This window comes from Sulfurimonas sp. HSL3-7 (assembly GCF_039645985.1).
Classification (GTDB): domain Bacteria; phylum Campylobacterota; class Campylobacteria; order Campylobacterales; family Sulfurimonadaceae; genus Sulfonitrofixus; species Sulfonitrofixus jiaomeiensis.
On the sequence record NZ_CP147919.1, the window covers coordinates 2850404 to 2872400 of the forward strand.

The 21997-nt window shown below is 48.0% G+C and carries 21 protein-coding genes; 6 read left to right on the top strand and 15 right to left on the bottom strand.

Annotated elements, in window-relative coordinates; translation table 11 throughout:
* Positions 1 to 249: 249 nt before the first annotated feature.
* Positions 250 to 1983 carry a lysophospholipid acyltransferase family protein gene (locus tag WCY20_RS14175; RefSeq protein WP_345976032.1) on the top strand — a complete coding sequence of 578 codons (1734 nt, stop codon included), beginning with the start codon at positions 250 to 252 and terminating at the stop codon, positions 1981 to 1983.
* Between the two features lie 144 nt (positions 1984 to 2127).
* Here the strand turns inward: WCY20_RS14175 and WCY20_RS14180 are convergent, their stop codons facing one another.
* The gene (locus WCY20_RS14180; RefSeq protein ID WP_345976033.1) at positions 2128 to 3039 is read right to left on the bottom strand and encodes an RluA family pseudouridine synthase; all 912 of its coding nucleotides are present in this window, start codon (positions 3037 to 3039) and stop codon (positions 2128 to 2130) included.
* A 183-nt stretch (positions 3040 to 3222) separates the two neighbouring features.
* On the opposite strand from WCY20_RS14180, the gene purB reads away from it, so the two are divergent.
* From purB to WCY20_RS14195, 3 genes are all read left to right on the top strand, one after another.
* Complete coding sequence (gene purB, locus WCY20_RS14185) at positions 3223 to 4551, top strand: adenylosuccinate lyase (protein ID WP_345976034.1); 1329 nt, start codon at positions 3223 to 3225, stop codon at positions 4549 to 4551.
* 53 nt (positions 4552 to 4604) lie between these two features.
* A complete protein-coding gene (locus tag WCY20_RS14190; RefSeq protein WP_345976035.1) occupies positions 4605 to 6971 on the top strand; it encodes a ribonucleoside-diphosphate reductase subunit alpha in 2367 nt (788 codons plus the stop codon).
* Positions 6972 to 7043: 72 nt separating this feature from the next.
* Complete coding sequence (locus WCY20_RS14195) at positions 7044 to 7415, top strand: hypothetical protein (protein WP_345976036.1); 372 nt, start codon at positions 7044 to 7046, stop codon at positions 7413 to 7415.
* A gap of 228 nt (positions 7416 to 7643) precedes the next feature.
* On the opposite strand, the gene WCY20_RS14200 is transcribed toward WCY20_RS14195, so the two are convergent.
* From WCY20_RS14200 to typA, 9 genes are all read right to left on the bottom strand, one after another.
* Entirely contained in the window at positions 7644 to 8093 is a 450-nt protein-coding gene (locus tag WCY20_RS14200) for a low molecular weight protein-tyrosine-phosphatase (protein ID WP_345976037.1), read from the bottom strand.
* Complete coding sequence (locus WCY20_RS14205) at positions 8093 to 9799, bottom strand: AMP-binding protein (protein WP_345976038.1); 1707 nt, start codon at positions 9797 to 9799, stop codon at positions 8093 to 8095. Before WCY20_RS14205 ends, WCY20_RS14200 begins: the two co-directional genes overlap by 1 nt.
* Positions 9800 to 9809: 10 nt before the next feature.
* On the bottom strand, positions 9810 to 10418 hold the full coding sequence (locus WCY20_RS14210) for a class I SAM-dependent methyltransferase (RefSeq protein WP_345976039.1): 609 nt from the start codon (positions 10416 to 10418) through the stop codon (positions 9810 to 9812).
* A 9-nt stretch (positions 10419 to 10427) separates the two neighbouring features.
* Entirely contained in the window at positions 10428 to 10883 is a 456-nt protein-coding gene (locus tag WCY20_RS14215; RefSeq protein WP_345976040.1) for a hypothetical protein, read from the bottom strand.
* Positions 10884 to 10960: 77 nt separating this feature from the next.
* A complete protein-coding gene (locus tag WCY20_RS14220; RefSeq protein WP_345978282.1) occupies positions 10961 to 11599 on the bottom strand; it encodes a protein-L-isoaspartate(D-aspartate) O-methyltransferase in 639 nt (212 codons plus the stop codon).
* On the bottom strand, positions 11599 to 12339 hold the full coding sequence (locus WCY20_RS14225) for a carbon-nitrogen hydrolase family protein (RefSeq protein ID WP_345976041.1): 741 nt from the start codon (positions 12337 to 12339) through the stop codon (positions 11599 to 11601). The genes WCY20_RS14220 and WCY20_RS14225 overlap by 1 nt, the downstream gene beginning before the upstream one ends.
* Complete coding sequence (locus tag WCY20_RS14230) at positions 12326 to 13345, bottom strand: ribonucleotide-diphosphate reductase subunit beta (RefSeq protein WP_345978283.1); 1020 nt, start codon at positions 13343 to 13345, stop codon at positions 12326 to 12328. Before WCY20_RS14230 ends, WCY20_RS14225 begins: the two co-directional genes overlap by 14 nt.
* 237 nt (positions 13346 to 13582) lie before the next feature.
* A complete protein-coding gene (locus WCY20_RS14235; RefSeq protein WP_345976042.1) occupies positions 13583 to 15019 on the bottom strand; it encodes a protein adenylyltransferase SelO in 1437 nt (478 codons plus the stop codon).
* 231 nt (positions 15020 to 15250) lie between these two features.
* On the bottom strand, positions 15251 to 17053 hold the full coding sequence (gene typA, locus WCY20_RS14240; RefSeq protein WP_345976043.1) for a translational GTPase TypA: 1803 nt from the start codon (positions 17051 to 17053) through the stop codon (positions 15251 to 15253).
* Positions 17054 to 17412: 359 nt separating this feature from the next.
* On the opposite strand from typA, the gene WCY20_RS14245 reads away from it, so the two are divergent.
* Together WCY20_RS14245 and WCY20_RS14250 are read left to right on the top strand one after the other, a co-directional pair.
* The gene (locus tag WCY20_RS14245) at positions 17413 to 17631 is read left to right on the top strand and encodes a cold-shock protein (RefSeq protein WP_345976044.1); all 219 of its coding nucleotides are present in this window, start codon (positions 17413 to 17415) and stop codon (positions 17629 to 17631) included.
* A gap of 199 nt (positions 17632 to 17830) precedes the next feature.
* Positions 17831 to 18034: a hypothetical protein gene (locus tag WCY20_RS14250; RefSeq protein ID WP_345976045.1), complete on the top strand. Its 204-nt coding sequence runs from the start codon at positions 17831 to 17833 to the stop codon at positions 18032 to 18034.
* Between the two features lie 114 nt (positions 18035 to 18148).
* Here WCY20_RS14250 and dgt read toward each other — a convergent pair whose 3' ends face one another.
* From dgt to ruvC, 5 genes are all read right to left on the bottom strand, one after another.
* Entirely contained in the window at positions 18149 to 19249 is a 1101-nt protein-coding gene (gene dgt, locus WCY20_RS14255) for a dGTP triphosphohydrolase (protein ID WP_345976046.1), read from the bottom strand.
* 3 nt (positions 19250 to 19252) lie between these two features.
* Entirely contained in the window at positions 19253 to 19783 is a 531-nt protein-coding gene (locus tag WCY20_RS14260; protein WP_345976048.1) for an MOSC domain-containing protein, read from the bottom strand.
* A 5-nt stretch (positions 19784 to 19788) separates the two neighbouring features.
* Entirely contained in the window at positions 19789 to 20007 is a 219-nt protein-coding gene (locus WCY20_RS14265) for a hypothetical protein (RefSeq protein ID WP_345976049.1), read from the bottom strand.
* Entirely contained in the window at positions 20007 to 21362 is a 1356-nt protein-coding gene (locus WCY20_RS14270; RefSeq protein WP_345976051.1) for an FAD-dependent thymidylate synthase, read from the bottom strand. Before WCY20_RS14270 ends, WCY20_RS14265 begins: the two co-directional genes overlap by 1 nt.
* 70 nt (positions 21363 to 21432) lie before the next feature.
* The gene (gene ruvC / locus WCY20_RS14275; protein WP_345976052.1) at positions 21433 to 21915 is read right to left on the bottom strand and encodes a crossover junction endodeoxyribonuclease RuvC; all 483 of its coding nucleotides are present in this window, start codon (positions 21913 to 21915) and stop codon (positions 21433 to 21435) included.
* Positions 21916 to 21997: the final 82 nt, after the last annotated feature.

The window sequence follows — 21997 nt, forward strand, 5'->3', positions numbered from 1 at the left end:
TATATGTAGCAGATCTGAAACAGCCTTCTAAAAAGTTTTTCACATTTCCCAGAGTTTGCAGCGTCTTTCCGGCTGAAAATATCACTTTTTTCCCATTTTTATGCCACTCCTATTCTATTCACTGTATCGCTTTTAACAAGATATATTTTGCTTGACTTGATGGCACTTCAGTAATCCAAATATGACCCTCGTGTAACCTCCAGGCAATATTAAATATCTAAACTGCTTTACTTTCTATCGGAGAAAACTATGTTTAGCATTGAAGAGATTTTACAAAGCGAGCATCCCAAAATTTTTACTTATCCAAAGCTGATAACCAAACCGGGCATCTCATTTTTGCAACTGCTTTTTCATGAACAGCATATCAATGATTTTTTGCAGAACCATCCTCAGAGTGGTATCGATTTTATCAATAATGTTTTGGAACACTTGGAGATATCCTATAAAACAGATAACAAAGAGATTCTCAATGTCCCCTCTATCGGTAAATGTATTATTGTCGCCAATCATCCTCTCGGCGCACTTGATGCTTTGGTCTTAATACAGATGCTCATATCTGTCCGCCAGGAGAAAAAGATCAAGATCGTAGCCAATGCCATGCTATCACACATAGTACAATTAGAAGAGCTTCTCATTCCTGTTGATAATATAAGCGGGAAACTGACAAAAGAGAGTCTGCATGCTATCGAAAACGCTTTGCAGAATGAAGAACTGGTCATCTTCTTTCCGGCAGGAGAGGTCTCTCGTGCCAATATTAACGGCATATCGGATGGCAAATGGAAAAAAGGGTTTTTGAAGTTTGCCAAACGTACCCAGTCTCCTATACTGCCTATACATATTCATGCACGCAACAGTTTGACCTTTTATACCGCATCATTGATCTACAAACCATTCGGCGCAGCACTGTTGGCCCACGAGATGTTCAAATCAAAAAAAAGCGTCTTTGAATTTACTATCGGTGAACTTGTAGCACCGCAAACCGTCTTCAGCATGAATCTCCCTCTGAAACAACATGCAAAACTGTTCCGAAAGCATCTTTACAAAATTGCCAAAGGCAAAAAGGGATTTTACAAGACCGAACAGTGCATAGCGCATCCCGAGTCTCGCCAGCTCATCAAACAGGAGCTAAGCAGTGCTGAGCATCTCGGCACTACCACAGACAATAAGCTCATCTATCTTGTCGAGTACCGTGAGGCTCCAACGCTTATGAATGAAATAGGGCGTCTGCGCGAATACAGTTTTCGAAAAGTAGGCGAGGGTACCGGTCGCCACAAAGACCTTGACAGATACGATGAGTACTACCAGCACCTGGTGCTGTGGGATGACCAGGCGTTGGAAGTCGTCGGCGCTTATCGTCTTGGAGAATGCAACTGGATCCTCTCGTGGTCAGGAAAAGAGGGGCTTTATCTCAATGAACTCTGCAGTATGGATGAACAGCATGACCAGTATCTCTTAGAAGCTGTAGAACTGGGACGAAGTTTTGTCCAGCCCCGCTACTGGGGAACGCGCGCACTTGACTATCTTTGGCAGGGTATCGGTGCCTATTTGAAACATAATCCACAGATACGCTATCTTATGGGGCCGGTAAGCATCAGTGCTTCTTACCCAGCCAGTGCCAGAGATGCTATCGTCTATTTTTACAGCCGCTATTTTGCTCCGATGCAAAAAACGCTTACCGCCCGCTCTCCCTATCGGCTCTCCAATATAACCAACAAAGAGTTTGACGAACTTTTTGACGACAATGACTATAAAACAGCCTTTGTCCAACTGAAAAACTACCTTGCCGCTTTTGATGTAAACGTACCGACACTGTTCAAACAGTATTCAGAACTATGCGAAGAGGGCGGTGTCACCTTTTTTGATTTTGGTATAGACAGTGATTTTAATGATTGCGTAGATGGTTACATTCTTGTAGACCGGCAGCTGATGAAAGCATCAAAACAGAAACGCTATATCCGTAGCGATACACTGAACGGTGGCTGAATCGATCCATATATTTTGCAGATCTCATTACTGTTTCATAGAGGAAATAATATTTATTGTTTCACGTGAAACAATAAAAAAGGCTGACTTAACAGAACCGAGTATGGAGCTGCCGCTTCCTGTAAAATATTCTCATTTCTATTGCTATGTGGTCATAGCTTCGTAGCACTCTTTTAAGAAATCGGTCTTGGATTTCACTACATAATCGTTGCCGCCATAACTGAACTCCAACTGTGATGCGTGAAGCAAAAGACGTTTCGCTCCTCCCAATTTAATTCGCTCACTGCTGTCGATATCTCTATCTAGAAAACGGACGATATCCGATTCGCTTTGCCCGTATATCGGGTCACCAACGATCGGATGTTTCACGTGAAACAAATGCACCCTTATTTGATGCTGCCGTCCGGTCAAGGGCTTTGCTTCGACCAGTGTCATATCAAGCTCGGGAAAATATTGGATTGGCGTGATCAGGGTTTCAGAATATTTGCCTTCGGGATGGACACGGACAACCATGCGCACGATCGCGCTCTCATCTTCTCTGCGAAGCAGGGGTTCTTTGATGTCCATAATCTCTTTGACTTCACCATGGACCAGTGCCAGATATCGTTTCTGCATTTTACGCTCTTCAAACATCATCTTGAGTGTGCGTTCGCTCTTTTTATTGTTAGCACTTAACACAAGCCCGCTCGTCTCCTGGTCTATGCGGTGAGTAATGTTTGCATCCCTGCCGAAGTGGTGTTTGATCTCATCGATGAGCGAGTAGGGCGTATGACGGTTTTGCGGATGAATTAAAACACCGGACGGTTTGTCAAAAAGAGCGAAATCGTTAGTAACAAAGATGGGTACCAATCCTCTTGTCTGAGGCTCGAAATCTATCAGCTCAACTTTTCCCTCGAGCTGGAAAGAGTCTTTCATCACATATTCGCCGTTACAAAGGAGACGTCCTTTTGAAATCATACGCTGTGCAACTTTATGTGTCATGCCTAATTCACGGATGAGAAAAAGAAAAGCCGGCGTCTTCTTTTCAACACTGAATTGCTTGATGATAAATGGCATTTTTAAACCCTTTATTAGTCTATTTCCTGTACTATTTATAGATAAAATGTGGATGAAATCTCTGGATAAAAAACTGTAAAAAGATGGTCTTTTATCCAGAGATTTTCGTACGAATTATACCTTAGTCGAATTGATTCTAAGCGGTTGGTACGTATTCATCACTCAACAACACAAAGGTACAAAATGGTAGAACGTTATTCACGCCCCGAAATGGCTGAAAAATGGACACAGTATGCTCGATATGCAGCATGGCTAGAAGTAGAGAAAGCAGCGGTAAAAGCCTGGGCAAAACTTGGAAAGATCCCTCAAGAGGATGCAGACAAGATCGTTAAAAATGCGAAGTTCTCCGTAGAGCGTATCGAAGAGATCGAAGCGGTCACCAAACATGACCTGATCGCATTTAACACCAGCGTTGCCGAGAGCCTTGGTGATGAGTCGCGATGGTTCCACTATGGTATGACAAGTTCAGATGCAGTTGATACAGGTGTAGCACTACAGATGAGAGACTCTTTAAACATTATCATCGATGATGTTAAGATGTTGATGGAGTCGATCAAGAAACGTGCCGAAGAGCATAAGTTCACGTTGATGGTAGGACGAAGTCATGGTATCCATGGTGAGCCTATAACTTTCGGTTTGACGTTGGCGGTTTGGTATGATGAAGTCGCACGTCACTTGAAAAACCTTGAAGAGACGATGGATGTTATCTCTGTAGGACAGATCTCAGGCGCTATGGGTAACTTTGCACACGCACCTCTTGAACTTGAAGAATATGCGATGGCAGAGCTTGGCCTTAAACCTGAACCATGTTCAAACCAGGTCGTACATAGGGATAGATACGCTCGTCTTGCTACTGCCTTGGCACTGCTGGCTTCTTCCGTTGAGAAGTTCGCTGTTCAAGTAAGACACCTGCAAAGAACGGAAGTATATGAGGCTGAAGAATATTTTGCAAAAGGGCAGAAAGGTTCTTCTGCTATGCCACACAAACGTAACCCGATCCTAACAGAAAACGTAACAGGCCTTGCACGCATGATCCGTGCGTATGCAAATCCTGCTATGGAAAACGTAGCATTATGGCATGAGCGTGATATCTCTCACTCATCAAGTGAACGTTTCTGGCTGCCGGATGCGTTCATCACGACTGACTTTATGCTGCACCGTATGAACAGTGTTATCGCAAACCTGACGGTCTATCCTGAGAACATGATGAAGAACCTGAACCTGACGGGCGGTCTGGTCTTCTCTCAGCGTGTCCTTCTTGAGCTGCCTCTAAAAGGTGTCAGCCGTGAAGATGCCTACAGGATCGTTCAGCGCAATGCGATGAAAGTATGGGAAGAGATCCAGCAGGGCAAACCGACGACTAACGAAAAAGGCGAGAGTCTCTATCTTAACCATCTGTTAGCCGACGAAGAGCTGCGCGCAAGCTTGGACGAAAATGCGATCCGTGAATGTTTCAACTATGATTACTACACGAAAAACGTGGATGCGATCTTTAAACGCGTATTTAAGTAAAGCTGTAATTATTACAAGCTATCATTAATAAAAATTATGTGCCAAGGGAAAAAATGATCACGATTATTAAACGTAACGGTCGACGAGAAACGCTCGATATCGCCAAAATTCAGAAGTACACTTCGGCTGCGGTAGAGGGTCTCAGCAATGTCAGTCAGAGTGAGCTTGAGGTGGATGCACAGCTCCACTTCCGTGACGGCATCACATCAAAAGAGATCCAGGAAACACTGATCAAGACGGCCGTCGACAAGATCGATATCGATGCGCCTAACTGGACCTTTGTAGCAGCACGTCTTTTCCTTTTCGATCTTTACCACCAGGTCAACGGTTTTACGGGCTATGACAGCTTGGAGAAGTATTTTGAACGCGGCGAACAAGAGGGACGTATTCTTCTTGGATTACGCGACAAGTACGACCTTGAAGAACTGGACAAACACATTGTTCCAGAACGCGATATGCTTTTCAACTACCTTGGCGTCAAAACCCTTTACGACCGTTACCTGATCAAAGACGGCAAGCGCAAGCCTATCGAATTACCGCAGCATATGTTCATGGGCATCGCAATGTTTCTGGCGCAGAACGAAGAGAACAGAGAAGAGTGGGCCATCAAGTTTTACGACATGATCTCCAAGTTTGAAATCATGCTTGCGACACCGACACTTTCAAACGCACGTACGCCGCGCCACCAGCTCAGCTCCTGTTATATCGGATCGACTCCGGACAACATCGAAGGAATCTTTGACGGCTACAAAGAGATGGCGCTGCTCTCTAAATTCGGCGGCGGTATCGGCTGGGATTGGACGCAGGTCCGCTCTATCGGTTCCTACATCGATGGTCACCAGAATGCGGCCGGCGGTACGGTTCCGTTTTTGAAGATCACCAATGATGTTGCCATTGCTGTTGACCAGCTCGGTACCCGCAAGGGCGCAATCGCCGTTTACCTTGAACCATGGCATATCGACATCAATGATTTCCTTGATCTAAAAAAGAACTCGGGTGAGGAACGCCGCCGTGCGCACGACCTCTTCCCTTCACTCTGGATCAGCGATCTCTTTATGAAACGTGTCGAGGAGGATGCGATCTGGACCCTTTTTGATCCATACCAGACACGTGACTTGACAAACCTTTACGGCGAAGCGTTTGAGAAACGTTATGTTGAATATGAAAACGACGAAAACATTATCAAAGAGACGGTCAAGGCAAAAGATCTCTGGCGCAAGATCCTGACCTCCTACTTTGAATCGGGCAGCCCGTTCCTCTGTTTTAAAGACAATGCTAACCGTGCTAACCCGAATGACCACTACGGCATTATCAGAAGTTCTAACCTCTGTACCGAGATCTTCCAAAACACCAACCCTAACCACTACCTGATCAAGCTCAAGTTTGAAGAGGGTGATTTCCTGACATTCGAAGAAGACGAACTGATCAAGGTCGACAGCGGTATTGAAAAACCGGCTAACAAGGTCACGGCGCTCGACAGCATCGGCGGACGTCAGATCTTCATCGTGGAAAAAGAGAAGATCGACGGGGCAACGGCTGTCTGTAACCTGGCCTCGGTCAACCTCTCGCGTATCAACAAAAAAGAGGATATCGAACGCATCGTTCCGGTTGCCATGCGGGCACTTGACAACGTTATTGATCTTAACTTCTATCCATTAGAGAAGGTCAAACGCACAAACATGCGTTCGCGCTCCGTCGGTCTTGGTGTTATGGGTGAAGCCCAGATGTTAGCCGAAGCCGGCATCAGCTGGGGAAGCCAGGAACATTTCGACAAAGTCGATGAAGTGATGGAAGCCGTGAGCTATAACGCGATCAAAGCATCATCCGATCTTGCAGTCGAAAAAGGTTCTTATCCTGAGTTTGAAGGCTCAAAATGGAGTCGAGGCATCCTTCCGATGGATCATGCCAATGCGGAAGTTCGCAACCTTGTCGACCGCGGCGGTCTCTTTGCTTCAACGTATGAGTGGGATGAACTGCGCGAAACGATCAAGAAAAACGGTATGCGTAACGGCTACCTGATGGCTGTCGCACCGACATCTTCGATCTCGATCCTGACCGGTACGACACAGGCGATTGAACCGGTCTATAAACGTAAATGGTACGAAGAGAACCTTAGCGGTCTCATCCCGGTTGTCGTGCCGAACCTGAGCCCTGAGACATGGTCGTATTACACACCGGCCTATGACCTTGACCAGCGTATCCTGATCAAAGCCGGCGCTATCCGCCAGAAATGGATCGATCAGGGGCAGAGTCTCAATGTCTTTATCACGCTTGACAAAGCAAGCGGTAAATACCTGAACGACATCTATATGCTGGCCTGGAAACTGGGTATCAAATCGACTTATTACCTGCGCTCGCAGTCGCCGGAAACAAGCGGTGATGTCGAAGACCGTTCAATGGAGTGCGTCGGCTGTCAATAGGCCGAAAACCTGAACTGTTTGTAGAGAGCTGTTCTCTCTCCTCTCCATTTTTCACACCTTTTCAGGAGCTTTATGAAACCTCTGTTATCCAATAAAACAAACGAACTATTAACACGCATCGATAACGCGATCGACGGCGAGCTCCGTTCCGTCGTCATGAACTCACCACTCAACTTCACCCTTGAACTCTCTGTGCAGGACAGAAACCGTGGCAATGACTGGATCAATATCGCATTTGAGATCGACGGTGTCAGCGACGCCCAGCTGGTCGAAGATAACAAACTGCCGTTTGTTGATATGAGTGAAGGGATCAGCATCGTTTTTGAAGGTGGCATGTGCGGTTTATCTATAGGCAGCTACAGCTCGTTAGAGGCGCTTAAAAGCGCGTCTCTCTATCTGATCGGCAGCTCGATGAAATACGAAGAGCGTCCTTTTGGCAGCTGATAATCAGCTTGTGATCAACGCTTCAATAACAGCTGTTTTTACTACTCTTTTGGCACATCGTTAAAATTTTTACTTCAGTGCTGCCGATTCGCTATAGGTTATTTCTCCCGATAATTCTACTTAAAGATACATCCTTGTATGAAGCTGGAAAACTTCATCTATGCATCAAACGTGCAAATATGGAAGAAGTATAGATAACAGAGTATGAAAATTACAGGGGAGGGGAGTTTACTTTTCTGTTAGTTCTTCTAACAGATTGGTGACACAGCGCTCGATTATCGCATAGACCTCGTCTACCCCTTCATAACTCGGGAACAAGTGGGGGTCGGGGATATCCCCGCCGTTATAGCCGAAAGCCCCCAGTTTTAAAACATTCTTAGCACCCATTTCCATAAGCTCCAGTCTGTTTTTGTCGTCGTGCGCGATGATCAGCTCAAAGGTATCGATATCTTTGTAGGTTATCTGGCGCGCGCGCATCGAAGAGATGTCGATACCGTGCTCCCCTGCGATACGGACAGAATAGTTGCAGGGCATCTCCCCCGCGTACAAGCTGCTTAAACCACAGGAGTCGATTGTGAGATCGAGCCCTCTGTTTCTGGCAATCTTGCTTGCAATAGCCTCTGCAATAGGTGAGCGGCATATGTTAGCGTGACAGACAAAGAGGATCGATCTGACCACTACTTTGCCTCGACATAGAGATAGCGCTTTATCTTCTTCGTCGGTGTCTTGACGAAGGGTTCGCGTTGCTCGATCACCTTGTGAATACGGGAAAACGAAGAGAGGTTCTCGTTGACTTCGGTACGGATCTCTTCGAGAATCTTTTCGATCTTCTTGTGCATCCTGGTCTCGGAGGTGTTGCTGACACCAAACAGCTCGTCGAGTTTTTCATAATCAAGATTGATCCGTGCCGTCAATTTTCCGTTGTCGTCAAACACCAACGCGTCAGCGACCAGTTCGTGCATATTGATCGCGGCTTCCACCTGTTCCGGATAGATGTTTTCCCCGGACGGACGGACAATAATGTTTTTAGCACGGCCGCTCATAAAGAAATAGCCGTCTTCATCAAAGTAGCCGATATCTTCGGTGTTGAACCACCCTTCATCGTCCATGACGGCAGCTGTCTTTTCGGGGTCCTTGTAGTAGCCCTTCATCACATTCGGGCCGCGCGCCCAGAGCACGCCAACCCCTTTTTCGTTCTTGTCGCGCAGTTGAAGCTCTACGCCGTGCAGGGAAGGGCCAATGGCACGGAACTTGGTGATTGACGGGTTGGTACCTGCCAGCAGGGGGGCGGTCTCGGTCAATCCGTAACCGATACAGTAGGGGAAACCGGCTTCGCGGAGAAACAGCTCGACCGTCGGTGAAAGAGCCGCACCGCCGATACCGAAAAAGCGCAGTTCACCGCCAAAGGTCTCCATCAGCTTTTTCCCGGCTATCTTGTTGAGCTGTTTGCGGACAAACGGAACGGCATAGAGGGTGCGCATAACAACGTTCTTATGAAAGTTCGGCAGGATCTTGTTCTTGTAGATCTTCTCGATCACAAGCGGCACACTCAGCATAAAGGTCGGTTTGACGCTCGCCATCGCCCTGATCAGAAGTGTCGGGGTCGGTGGTTTGGCGAGGTAGTAGACCGATGCCCCGTTGAGAAACGGGATAAGAAAACCTATCGTGCATTCGTAGGTATGCGCCATCGGCAGGATGGAGAGAAAACGGTCTTCGGGATAGATGTCGACAATATGCTGTGCCGCCGTCGCCTCAAAGGCAAGGTTCTTGTGGCTCAGCATCACCCCTTTCGAACTCCCCGTTGTACCGGAGGTGTAAATGATGGCGGCGAGATCATCTTCTTTGATCGGGGCCGTGTCGTTCTCACGGCCAAGTTTACCCATCGCTCTGTTTAGATGCTCCCCGCCTTTCTGCAGGGCCATATCCACCTTGCTCGGCACGGAGAGCTTCTCCAATACTTCCAGGTTGTTGGTATAGACGACAAGCCGCATTGCCGGCGGCTGCACTTCATCCAAAACAGCTTCAAACAGCTTCTGCGAAATAAACGCCGCTTTGCACTCGGCGTGATTGGCGATATGCAGCGCTTCGGCGGGGTGAAAATCGGGCAGTACCGGGACGATGACCGCACCCATTGTCGTAACGGCAAAATAGATCACGCCCCAGTTGGGCATGTTCTCACTGTAGAGCGCCACCTTGTCTCCCCGGCGGATACCGTGCGAACGAAGCTGCTGCTGCACCTGCGCAACTTTGGATGCAAATTCGGCATAGCGCATGCATTCACCATCTACCTGCCCCAGAGCCGGACGGTCGCCGTAGTGTTCAATACTGTAATCGAAAAGCGCCTTCAACGTCAGTTCCGGCAGATGAATGAACGGTTTGCTCATCTTGCGCTCCTCAAATCTTTTGTGCAATGATACGTATCAGTTCGGCATCGCCCTGATGGCCGCTGCCTTCGCAGAGGTAATCGACACACGCCTCGAGCCTAATGATCTTCACATCATCGCGGCTGAAAATCTTTTCAAGCGATTCAAGCGTGTAGAGAAGCTCCGCCATCTTGGGTCCGCCCGAATCACGCGAGAGCTGTTTGAGCGAAAAGAACTCCCCCACAAAATAACCGCCGTTCTCAAGTATATCGACCGCATGGCTGAAGGCTTCTGTCCTCAGCGGATCGGGCAGGTGCAGAAATGAGGTCAAAACACCACGGTATTTCTCTCTGCTCCGCCATGTATCGAGATCTGCATGAATAGTCTCGACTTTGACACCCATCTCATCCGCCAAAGCCCTGGTCTTCTCAAGCCCGACGTCCGAAGCATCCAAAGCACTCACTCTAAAGCCTTTAGAGGCCATATAACACGCTGTTCTGCCTTCACCTTCACCCAACATCAAAATAGTGCTTTCCGGGCTAAAAAGCGTCTTATTCGACGCGAGAAAGGCATTCGGCTCTTTACCGTACAAAAAACCTTCACGGGAAAACTTCTCATTCCACATCTTTTGAATACTCACATCAATCCCTTACTCTTCATTATCTTCTCGGAACTGTTCAATGAACTCCTCCATCAAATAGTTGACGATCGAGTCATAGACGTCTGCATTCACATCTTCGCTCTCAAAAAAATCATCGTTGCTGTAACTCAGGACAAAACTGTCAACGGTTCCGGCACGTTCAATCCTCGCATCTTCGCCCACGCCGAAAGAGATGCTGACGACGGTGCTGTTTGCGGACTTAAGCGCGTCGATCTTTACAAACAGTGCTCCGACACCCTCTTTTTTGCTTTTGATACCGCTCTTTTCAAGCTTCTCTTTCAGCTCGTTTTCGATCTTTTGCTTTAATGCGGGAGTAATTGTCTTGCCGCTGTCGATCACCAGAACATTCAGCGACGCGATCCCTTCAAGATTATAAGGCGCTGCCGCAAACACTGTTAGCTGCAGGGTAAACAACAATGGCATCAACAGTGAAGACTTTTGCATGGACAGCTCCTTTCTTGAGATAGTTATATAATATCTTATTATATATTAGGCAAACTGTGCCTTAAAAGGTGCTGTGGCTACCGTTGTACACCGTCAAGAACAGGTACAAATTCGCACGTCTCCAGCTCATCTTCGATCAACTCATCGCCGATCTTGACAAAGCGGGTGATCACCTGTTTTCCGTCCTTTTCTATCGGAGCGACGAGTACACCCCTGGGAACAAGTTGATCGATCAGTGCCTGCGGAATATGGGTCGGTGCTGCCGAAAAAAGTATACGGTCGTACGGCGCGTACTGGACCCACCCTTTTTGCCCGTCGTCGGTGCGGGTATGCACATTTTGAATACCGAGCTCTCTAAAACGTTGCTTTGCCTCCACCATCAGCGACTCAATACGCTCTATCGAAAAGACGCCGCGAAAAAGATGCGAAAGCACTGCTGCCTGATAACCGCTGCCGCAGCCTATCTCCAAAACCCTGTCGGCCCCTTCAGGCTCAAGGTACTCGGTCATTTTCGCCACGGTCAACGGTGAAGAGATCCACTGTTTTGCCCCTATAGGCAAAGCATCCAGCCTATAAGCGTGCTGACGCATCGCGACAGGAACGAACTTTTCACGATTTGTATTGATAATCGCCTCTTTGACCTTCGGGCTGAGTTTAAAGACGCTGTCGATCTCATCGGCCATGCGTTTTGTTTTAATTGCTGTTATTTTATCGATCACGCTATACCTACATCCAAATATCGGCGCATTTTACGCACCTCTTTTTCACTGAAATTTCCCTCTAAGCAGACCAGACCACCGTTTCGGCGCTCTTCGCCGAAAGGCGTGATGAGACCGCTCATCCCGCTTGTGTCACTGTTCTTTGCATCGGAAGCCACAACATAACACTGGTTCATAATGGCCAGCGCATTGGTGAGGATTACAAAATTTTGACTGCGTAGTTTACCCCATTGTGCTGGAATTAACATTATGTCCGCCCCCTCCAGCTTCTGCCAAAGCGCTTTAAAACGCAGTTCAAAACAGATCAGCATGCCGAAACGGAGCCCATCCACGTCGAAAAGTGTGATCTCGCTCTCGTCTCCCGGCGCAAAATAGTCATGCTCGCCGCCGAATGTAAACAGCTTTACCTTGGCCTGTTCATGGACAACACGCCCCTGATGAAACACCTTTGCGACATTGTATGTCTTCCCGTCTTGGCGCTTCTCTATCATCGTTGCGATGATGATCTGCTCTTGTGCCGCCTCACTGAGTGCCCCGGTAATAACCTCCGCATAAGCCGCCGCCGCTTCAAAATGATCATAATCAAAATTGGTGACTGCTACTTCAGGAAAAACGATCACGGCATTTGAAGGTGCTTTTTTGACGAGAGAAAGTAACGCGGAGAGGTTTTCTTCATAACTGTTAGCCTCGCTGGCAAAGGCGAGCGAACAGAGCGGGCGCTCTTTAAAAGTCGTCAAAACTCAGTGAACCCTTGGAGTAATTGGTAACCGTACCTTCAAAGAAGTTGGTCTTTTGGTCATTAAATGAAGCAAAGTCATCCACCCATTTGATCGGATTTTTCACATTATAGATCGGTTCCAGCTTCACCGCACGAAGGCGCTCATCGGCAAGATACTGAATATACTGTTCCAGAATCGCGTCCGTAAGTCCCAGAATTTGGCCCTGTGTGATGTATTTACCCCAGGATGCTTCCAGTTTAACAGCATCTCTGAACATCTGATAGACCTCTTCAATAAGCTCTTCGGTAAAAAGCTCGGGTTTTTCACGGCGCAGCGAGTTGATAAGGTTTTGAAAAAGAATAAGGTGCGTCACTTCATCACGCTGGATGAAACGGATCATCTGTGCCGAGCCGAGCATCTTGCCTGCGCGGGCCAATGTGTAGATGTAAGTGAAACCGCTGTAGAAATAGATCCCTTCCAGTATCTGGTTCGCAAAACAGGCTTTCAGGAAGTTGGTATCGGTCGGATTCTCCGAAAGCAACTCATACTTGCTCGCGATAGCATCGTTCTTGGATTTAAGCATGACATCTTTGCGCCAAAGATCATATATCTCGGCAGAGTTTTGCGAGATCGAATCCACCATAACCGCGTAGGATTGTGAATGCAGCGCCTCTTCAAACGACTGGCGCACCAAGATAAGGTTGATCTCAGGCGCAGTGACATAGGGGTTGACGTTGTCAATCAGGTTGTTGGTCTGCAGCGAATCCATAAAGATCAGCTGAGAAAGGGCCTTGTCATAGGCTGTCTTCTCACCGTCAGTCAGGTTTTTATAGTCATTGGCGTCGCGGGTCATATCAACCTCTTTGGGAAACCAGGTGTTGTTCAGCATCACCTCCCAAAGATTGTAGGCCCATTGATATTTAATGTTGTTAAGTTCAAAAATACCGGTTGGATTTCCGCCGAAGATCTTGCGGTCGTTGACGTGTTCCTTGGACTCCGGATTATAGATTTTTTTGCGCTTGATGGTTGTCATAATTTTGCCTAATGATAGAGATGCAAATGGTAGTTTTTCTACCAGATTTTAGTAATAGATTATCTCGAAAAGATTATTCACTTTTGTTGAAAACAGAAAAAGAATAGTAAAGATTGCCATTGTATCGAGCAGCAATCTGCAAAAGAATTTTTGGCATCTCTGTTCAGATCGGGGAGAGGAGTAAAATTGCCTCCCAATTGGTAAAAAACGCTGTTTTTCCAACAGCTTCTATGAAGAGCACGACAGCTTCAAATTCTTCACACTCTTGGGTGACGGCTTCGCAAAACTCTCAAATGCTTCATGCTCGTCAAACGGTGTGCGCGCTAACATCAAAAGTTCTGCGACTCCGGAAAAATCGCCGCGTTCTGCTTTATCGATGGCATACTGCAGCATATAGTTTTTCAACACATATTTCGGATTGGTCGCTAACATCTGTTTGTGACGCTCCTCTGCCTCCGAATTCTCTTTTTCCAAACGCTTCTCATAATAGTCAAGCCACTCAGAAAGAGGCTCTTCCAGCTCGCAAAGTGCTAACAAAGCTGTTTTATCCCCGTCATAACGGCTGAGCACCCTGAAGAAGTAGTTATAATCGATGCTCTCTTGCTGCATGATACTAAAGAGCCAGCGCAACACCGAAATGTCATCATCATCTTCAGTCGTAAAGCCCAGTTTTTTACGCATGAAACCCATATAGTAACCGCTGTAGATCTCGCCGAACTTCTCTAAAGCCTCCTGCATACGCTCGATGTTGACCAGAGGCGACAGCGCACGCATCAGCATGCTCAGGTTCCACTGCGCCACGTTGGGCTGCTGGCCAAAGGCGTAGCGGCCGTGGGTGTCGGTATGGTTGCAGATATAGCCGAAGTCGTAATCGTCCAGAAAGGCGTACGGCCCGTAATCAATCGTCAGCCCGGCGATTGACATGTTGTCCGTGTTCATCACACCGTGGTTGAAACCGACACCCTGCCACTTCGCGAGCAGGAGTGCCGTACGGTCGACCAGCTCTTCGAACATCAGGAAATAGGCATCATCGCGCCCCTTGAGATGCGGATAGCTCTCATCCATCACATAGTCGGCCAGCGCTTCGAGCTTGTCGAACTTCTTTTTGGCATAAAAGTACTCGAAGGTGCCGAAACGGACCCATGACGTCGACATCCGCAGGACGATTGCACCCTTTTCCCACTTCTCTCTCGCAACATCGTGGTCGGAACCGATCAGGGCAAGAGCGCGGGAAGTGGCAATATGCAGGCCGCACATCGCCTCGCTCATCAGGTATTCTCGGATTGAAGAGCGAAGCACGGCGCGGCCGTCACCCTGACGCGAATAGAGGGTTGGTCCGGACCCCTTCAGCTGCAGGTTCCAGTTGTTTTCTGTTCTGCCGAGATTGATGGCACGGCCGTCACCCAGACGCGGCACAAAGTAGCCGAACTGGTGGCCGGCATAACACATCGAAAAAGGCTCGGAACCCTTCAGATGCGTTTCACCGTTCATGATCTTGACCAGGAGCTCCTCCTGACCCGCTAGATCGACGCCAAGCAACTCTGCCGCATCGAGACTGTAACTGATCAGAAAAGGGTCTTTCAACGGGGTAATATCGGTTTTGTCGTGAAACTCATCCTCAAGTTCGAGGTAGGGCATTTCGACATTAAGTTCTTGTAATTTCATAATGAAGTTTTAGCAGAGAGTACGTGAAAGTGTTCATGTTGTTTTGAAATGGTTTGTTCTATTAAGAAAAAGGGAAGAGAAAATTTTTTAATTGCTGGTTGAAAGAATAGAAAGTCGCAGATTGGGTGCAGATTGTGCAAAACGTTTAGCCGACAGCGCACTCATGTGCGCCGAGAGCTAAACTTTTGTGCAAGGTGTGCCGATACCCGAGGGGGGGGGCAGACCCGGCTGTTACTTTCTAGAGTGGCGGCGACGCTCAGACTCTGTCAAGTATACTTTACGGACACGGATGCTCTCAGGCGTGACCTCAAGAAGCTCATCATCTTCGATCCACTCAAGTGCACGTTCCAGTGAAAGGTCACGTGGCGGAACAAGTTTGATCGCCTCGTCAGCGCCAGAAGAACGGACATTTGACTGTGCTTTTCCTTTGATCGGGTTGACCGCAAGGTCATTTGAACGAGAGTGCTCGCCGATGATCATACCTTCGTAGACTTTTGTCTGCGGCCCGATAAACAGGACGCCGCGGTCCTGAAGACCGAACAGTGAGAAGGCCATAGCGGCACCGTTCTCCATAGAGACCAGTGCACCGTATGGACGTGACTCAACTGTTCCGGAGTATGGTCGGAACTCGAGGAACGAGTGGTTCATAACGCCTTCGCCTTTCGTATCCGTCAGGAACTGGCCGCGGAAACCGATCAGTGAACGGGCAGGGATCTCAAACTCGATACGCTGGAAACCTGAACCCATCGGGATCATCGATTTCATTTCAGCCTTGCGTTTACCAAGACGTTCGATAACACCGCCGCCAAGTTCTTCAGGAACATCGATGACCAGGTGCTCGAACGGCTCACATTTTACGCCTTCGATCTCACGAACGATGACTTCCGGACGGGAGATACCGAATTCGAATCCTTCACGACGCATATTTTCAGCAAGAACCGTGATTTGTAGCTCACCACGTCCAGAGACGCGGAATTTACCTTCACCGATACGCTCGTATTTCATCGCAACGTTGGTCACCATCTCCGCTTCTAGACGTTCCTGGATCTTGTTGGAAGTAACATGTTTACCTTCCTGACCTGCAAGCGGCGAGTTATTGACCGAGAAGATTACCGAAAGCGTCGGCTCTTCGATATGCATCGGATCAAGAGCCTGCGGATTTGCAGGGTCACAGACCGTATCACCGACGTCAACCGTCTCAAGACCGGCGAATGCAACGATGTCACCCGCTTCGGCTCTGTCGATCTCCATACGGTTAAGGCCAAGGAAACCGATCAGTTTCGTAATACGCCCTTTGACCATCTCACCGTCTGCTTTTGCAAGAAGAACGTTGTCGCCTTTTGCTATCTCACCGTTGAAGATACGGGCGATACCGATCTTACCGACATAGTTGTCGTAGTCAAGCGTGAAAACCTGCGCCTGGGCAGGGTTCGATTTGTCACCCTGAGGCTCAGGAACTTTTTCCAGGATTGTATTGAACAGACAGGTGAAGTCACCGTCTTCCTCTTCCATATCCATTTTCGCGATACCGTCACGGGCCGCTGCATAAACAACCGTAAAGTCCTGCTGCTCGTCACTTGCGCCCATGTCGACGAAAAGGTCAAACACTTCGTCAACAACGCGGTCCGGCTCGGCAGACGGTTTATCGATCTTGTTGATGACAACGATCGGTGTAATACCCATCGCCAGCATCTTTTTAACAACAAACTTGGTCTGCGGCATAACACCTTCGTAGGCATCGACAAGGATCAGTGCCCCGTCAACCATCTTCAGTACGCGCTCAACCTCACCACCGAAGTCGGCGTGGCCCGGAGTGTCAATGATGTTGATCTTATGGTCGCCGTAGCGGATCGCTGTGTTTTTCGAAAGGATCGTAATACCACGCTCTTTTTCGATATCGTTAGAGTCCATAGCACGTTCATCATGCGCTTCATGCTCTCCGAAAGTACCTGATTGTTGAAGCAGGCCATCAACAAGTGTTGTCTTACCATGGTCAACGTGCGCGATAACGGCAATGTTTCTAATTTTTTGCATAAATTTCCTTGGGTGTTACCGTCTGTGTAATAGACTTTTCATACTCTCTCAGAAAAGAGGATACAAAAAGCCTAAATATACGGAACTTTTGATTTTCGCAATTATAGCTGAAAAGTGGTAAAAATCTGTTTGTAAATATACTTTATATGTGTTCTCTTCGCTCCTTGCCCGATTATAGCGAGAGATCAGCCATGAAAAATGGCTGCGGCTCTTTTTTAAAAAATCAGCTATAATACCTCCGATGAGAGATGAGGTAAGAGTTCATCTCTGGTGTATAATGAATATTTTATGCTAGACCGAAAAACTCCCGATTTTGATTCTACTTCTTTATGGAGTATATTTCCCAACAAGGCATAACAATGGCAGAATTGCAAAATGGAACCGTAAAATGGTTCAATGATGAAAAAGGTTTTGGATTTATCCAACCGGAAAACGGCGGCGCAGATCTATTCGTACACTTCCGTCAGGTAAACAGTACGGGGTATGGCCGTGTTTCTTTGGCTGAAGGCCAAAAAGTGACATTTGAGATCGGTGAAGGTCAAAAAGGTCCTCAAGCAGAAAACGTTACACCACTGTAATTTCTGATCGACAGGCCTTGTGCCTGTCATCTTATCCCCCTCCGATTTTTCGATTTAATACAATTTTTCTCTCTTGTCAGACTGGTTTGCCCACGCACACACCACCATTTCGTAATTACTTTTTTTTTGCTTTCGTAACAGCCCCGTTATTGAACCACTAAATATATACCATCAAACAGCAAAACGGTAGGAAAAGGCAATGCAGGAAACAATATTCGTCATTAAAGAGCTAGGTTTTGGTTGGTATCGGCAGAATATTGCCAATGAAGATGATGCACAAATCTATTGCGCTGAAGAACTTCAAGTCCTGCAAGAGTGGATCGAAAAGTTCGAGTGTTTTGACAATCGTTTTAAACTGTCACTTCACCGCTTTATCAGCAATTTCGTGATGACCGGTACGTGAATTTGCAACACATCGAATCCCAAAGCGCCTAAAACTATAGTACTCAAATGCAAAACTTCAAAATTCGGACTCAACGCTCAGGAAGGAGCTCTACCGAAATGATATTCTTCCGGTTTACAGACGGCCATATAACTCGTTATAGAGGCCAAGAGCGTTCCGATCGCTCAACGAGGCGATATAATCTGCAATAACGCGATGTTTGTTACGCTCTTTTATCTGTGAAAGATAGTAACCCGGAAGAATCTTCTCCTCTTCCATCATCGCGTGGTAGAGCCCTTTGATTGCCTGTTTTCCGGCATACATCCTGCGCATGATCTGTTTGTGCTGGTAAAGTTCCTGAAAAAGGATCTTTTTCAGCTTCTTGATATCGGTCTCCAGCTCCCTGTCAAAACCGATCGGCAATGCAGTCTCGCTGTCTATAACAGCGGCTAACACCCTGGAGTTATCGACTCTGTTTCGTGAATGTTCCAGCAGCGCATAGACAAGATAGTTGATAAGGTGCGAGCTGAAGCGGTAGCGGAACATCTCGCTGCCAGACTCCTGACTTACCCCTTCCTCTGCCACCAATGCCAGGACCTCCTGAATGATCCGGCTCTCTTTCAAGGTCTCGAAACCGATAAGTCCAGAATTGACGCCATCGTCTATATCATGGGTCATATAAGCGATCTCGTCTGCCCTGTCTACCACCATTGCCTCGATAGAGGGGTGCGTATCGAGATTGAACTGTTCGTGAATACTTTCAGGTAAAAATGATTTTTTGTAGGGGTAGGAGTGTTTCAGTATCCCTTCGAGCGTCGCAAAGGTGAGGTTGAGCCCCAAAAACGGCTTGTAACGCTTCTCCAGTTTTGTCACAACTCTAAAGCTCTGGAAATTATGCTCAAACCCGTTTGTAAAACCATCAGCCCGCAGACATTCGTCAAGTGTATCGCCGCCCACATGGCCGAAAGGAGTGTGACCCATATCATGCGAAAGGGCGATAGCCTCGGCCAAAGACTCCTCCAGACCCAGCTGCGAACTGATGGAACGGGCGATCTGCGAGACCTCCAGCGAGTGGGTCAGCCGGGTACGAAAAAAGTCCCCTTCCTGGTTAAGGAAGACCTGCGTCTTATACTCAAGCTTTCTGAAACTTCCGGAGTGGATCACCCGGTCACGGTCACGTGCGTAAGGGGAACGGAAATCGTCATTTATGCCGTAAAACCTCTCATGTGGCTGCATCGCTTATCCTTTTGGTAATCTACTGATCGTCAAGGGCGTAATAGCCTCTTCTTTCAATATTATATCGCTTTGAAGCATGACACTGCCAAGGCTGAGCGCACCCCCTTTGATTACCTTGGCGCGCAGGCCGCCCCGACCCTTCATCAAGGCGTAGGCACCTTTGCCTATCACCGCGTCCATCCAGGTGCAGGGGTTGCAGTGGGCCATCCCTTCATACGTGACATCACCGATAGTGAAACGCCGGCCGATCAGCTCACAGAGGTTGATACCGGAGATGATGATGTTACGGCGGAAGATTTCCGGATCAATCGTGAAACCGAATGCTTTCTCCATCTCCTGTGCCACCTCCAAAGAGAAAAAGGTGATGGGATAACGCCCGTGCTCAAAACGGTCGTTTGCAATACCTTTGGACGCTTCGAGAAAAATCTTTTGATGTTTAAGGGTAGGAGCGTTGCCCACGTCAAATTTTTGACGTGTGAAATAGTTATGCGCAGGTGAACTGAAAAGGTGGTGGATAACGACAGGGTAGTGCAATGGCCCTATTTGCCGATCTGAAACTCTTGATCGACCTCGATCGGTCTCTTATCCTTAGGATAGGTCGATTTGTCGGCATCCTCTTCTTTGTAGACTCGACACTCCTCAGGGATGTTCTGCGTATTCGGATCCTTCATAAGCTCTTCACACATCGTCGCATTCACGGTGAACTGCGAACAGCCGCTGATGATGATGGCAAACAGCACAATTGAAAATAGTTTCATTAGATATCTCGCTTATATTCATTAAAATCCAGTTTCCAGACCTTGATGCCGCAGAAGTGGTCGCCTTCGGGACAGGTAGGACGGATCTTCATCTTGAAACGGGTGGTGCACGGCGGCAGAAACTCCTCCGCGCCTGCTACACCCATGGCTCGCAACTGCAGTGCCTGTTCATAGACCACGTCAAAGATCTCTTCCTGGGCATTGTAGCAGAGGCGCATCTGGGCTTTATGGTGAAAAGAGGTAAAGTCGTTACGTTCGATCAGTTCGATCTCATGCGCATTGCTGAGCGCATAAGCCGCTTCGCCGAAACCCAGTTTTTCACGCTGCGCTTCAAAGAAGTCGTAACTCTCCCGGATCGATCGTTCATAAAGCGCAAGGGCCTCGGCATTTTTGGCAATGATCGGCGGCGTATAGGCACTGCGTCTGTAGATTGACTCCAGGGCAGGGCGGATCGCCGGTGATTTTCGGTGGCGCTGGTTCTGGGCGTCAGCCGAGAGGGAGAGTTTGATGTAGCTGCTGAAACCGCCCAAAACACCGCTGTCTGGCAGCATCTGCGAATAGCGCAATACATCGGCGTAGTTGTCGTTCACGGCAAAAGCGGCGTCGCCGACCACGTCGTAGACTTTGACCTTTTGATCGCTGCCCAGTTTTATCTTCTCTTTCAATCCGTCCATATCAAACTCAGGGAAGAGGGGGTTGCCCTCTTGTGCATGTTCGACCAACGGGCGAAGCGATGCATCGATCTTGACCAGATTCTCTGCCAGCAGATCGGCAAACTCCTCGGCTTCAGCCCGGCACTCCGGCATCGCTTTGGCCACCGCAATATAGCGCAGAAGGGTGATGATGTTGACCGTATGGTAGAGGTAGGCGCTCATACCGCCCGGCAGCACGTAGCGCGCCATCTCCTGCGCTTTTTTCATACTGTCTTTGCGGCGAAACTTCGGCACGACCTCCAGAACATCCGGATGAAGGATCTCGATCAGTTTTTCATAATCCTCAAAACGCTTTTGATAATAGGCTTCCCACTCAGCCTTGTCACCCTCTTTCGGATAGACGAAGTTTTCGATCTTCATTTTGGCATATCGCTGAGAGACCTGTTCTGAGTTGTAGTAAGGGTGGCCGTGCAGCATGCGCCAGATAAGGTGGCGCGACATACCGCTGATCAGCATGGTCACATGGGTGTGCATCAGGGTGGTGTGATGGCCCCCTTTGAAGATCCCCTTGAGCAGGTCATCTTTGCGTTCCCACCCTTCCGATTTCTCCGGAGGGACGATGCCGTTGGGAAAGTAACAGGTACGCGCTGCCGAAACCGCCGTATTGGAGGGGGTCTCGACCTCTAAAAACTCAACTGTCATACCTCTTACCTTCCTCTTTTATTATTTCGTTGATTGTATCTTTGTTTATCTAAAGTGCTTCTGATTGCGGCTACTTCTTTTCAAGTTTTATGCGCTGGGCATGGGTGATGGCCACGGCCATCGCATCGGAGATATCCAGGGGTCTTATCTCTTTTTTAATGCCCAGAAGCCGCTGCACCATAAAAGCGACCTGCTCTTTGGCCGCTTTGGCCTTGCCCGTCAAAGCCCGTTTGACCTGCAGCGGGGTGTATTCGGCGAACTGGCCGAACTCCTGGAGCAGTTTAAGCATAATGGCGCCGCGGAACTGGGCCAGTTTCAGAACCGTCTGCGGGTTATGGGCATAGAAAATATCTTCCATCGCCACTTCATCGATCTTATGGTTGGCAAAGACCTGGTCAAGTCCTTCGACCATCTGCGGAATCTGGAATTGCAGTCCGTCTTTCTCGATTTTGATCAGTCCCGCTTCCACCAAAGAGATCTTTCCATTTTCAAGCAGTATGATGGCATAACCCAAATTGCGTGTACCCGGGTCTATTCCTAAAATCTTGCGCATTATCTCTCTTTTACAACTGTTGTGGTTTTTGGCACTGCAAATAGATCTATTCACAGCTGTGAATAACTTTATTCACCTGTGA

Excerpts from the sequence above, each read along its gene's own strand:
- WCY20_RS14175 (WP_345976032.1), top strand. The coding sequence starts at position 250 with ATGTTTAGCATTGAAGAGATTTTACAAAGCGAGCATCCCAAAATTTTT.
- WCY20_RS14180 (WP_345976033.1), bottom strand. The coding sequence starts at position 3,039 with ATGCCATTTATCATCAAGCAATTCAGTGTTGAAAAGAAGACGCCGGCT.
- purB (WP_345976034.1), top strand. The coding sequence starts at position 3,223 with ATGGTAGAACGTTATTCACGCCCCGAAATGGCTGAAAAATGGACACAG.
- WCY20_RS14190 (WP_345976035.1), top strand. The coding sequence starts at position 4,605 with ATGATCACGATTATTAAACGTAACGGTCGACGAGAAACGCTCGATATC.
- WCY20_RS14195 (WP_345976036.1), top strand. The coding sequence starts at position 7,044 with ATGAAACCTCTGTTATCCAATAAAACAAACGAACTATTAACACGCATC.
- WCY20_RS14205 (WP_345976038.1), bottom strand. The coding sequence starts at position 9,799 with ATGAGCAAACCGTTCATTCATCTGCCGGAACTGACGTTGAAGGCGCTT.
- WCY20_RS14215 (WP_345976040.1), bottom strand. The coding sequence starts at position 10,883 with ATGCAAAAGTCTTCACTGTTGATGCCATTGTTGTTTACCCTGCAGCTA.
- WCY20_RS14235 (WP_345976042.1), bottom strand. The coding sequence starts at position 15,019 with ATGAAATTACAAGAACTTAATGTCGAAATGCCCTACCTCGAACTTGAG.
- typA (WP_345976043.1), bottom strand. The coding sequence starts at position 17,053 with ATGCAAAAAATTAGAAACATTGCCGTTATCGCGCACGTTGACCATGGT.
- WCY20_RS14245 (WP_345976044.1), top strand. The coding sequence starts at position 17,413 with ATGGCAGAATTGCAAAATGGAACCGTAAAATGGTTCAATGATGAAAAA.
- WCY20_RS14250 (WP_345976045.1), top strand. The coding sequence starts at position 17,831 with ATGCAGGAAACAATATTCGTCATTAAAGAGCTAGGTTTTGGTTGGTAT.
- dgt (WP_345976046.1), bottom strand. The coding sequence starts at position 19,249 with ATGCAGCCACATGAGAGGTTTTACGGCATAAATGACGATTTCCGTTCC.
- WCY20_RS14265 (WP_345976049.1), bottom strand. The coding sequence starts at position 20,007 with ATGAAACTATTTTCAATTGTGCTGTTTGCCATCATCATCAGCGGCTGT.
- WCY20_RS14270 (WP_345976051.1), bottom strand. The coding sequence starts at position 21,362 with ATGACAGTTGAGTTTTTAGAGGTCGAGACCCCCTCCAATACGGCGGTT.
- ruvC (WP_345976052.1), bottom strand. The coding sequence starts at position 21,915 with ATGCGCAAGATTTTAGGAATAGACCCGGGTACACGCAATTTGGGTTAT.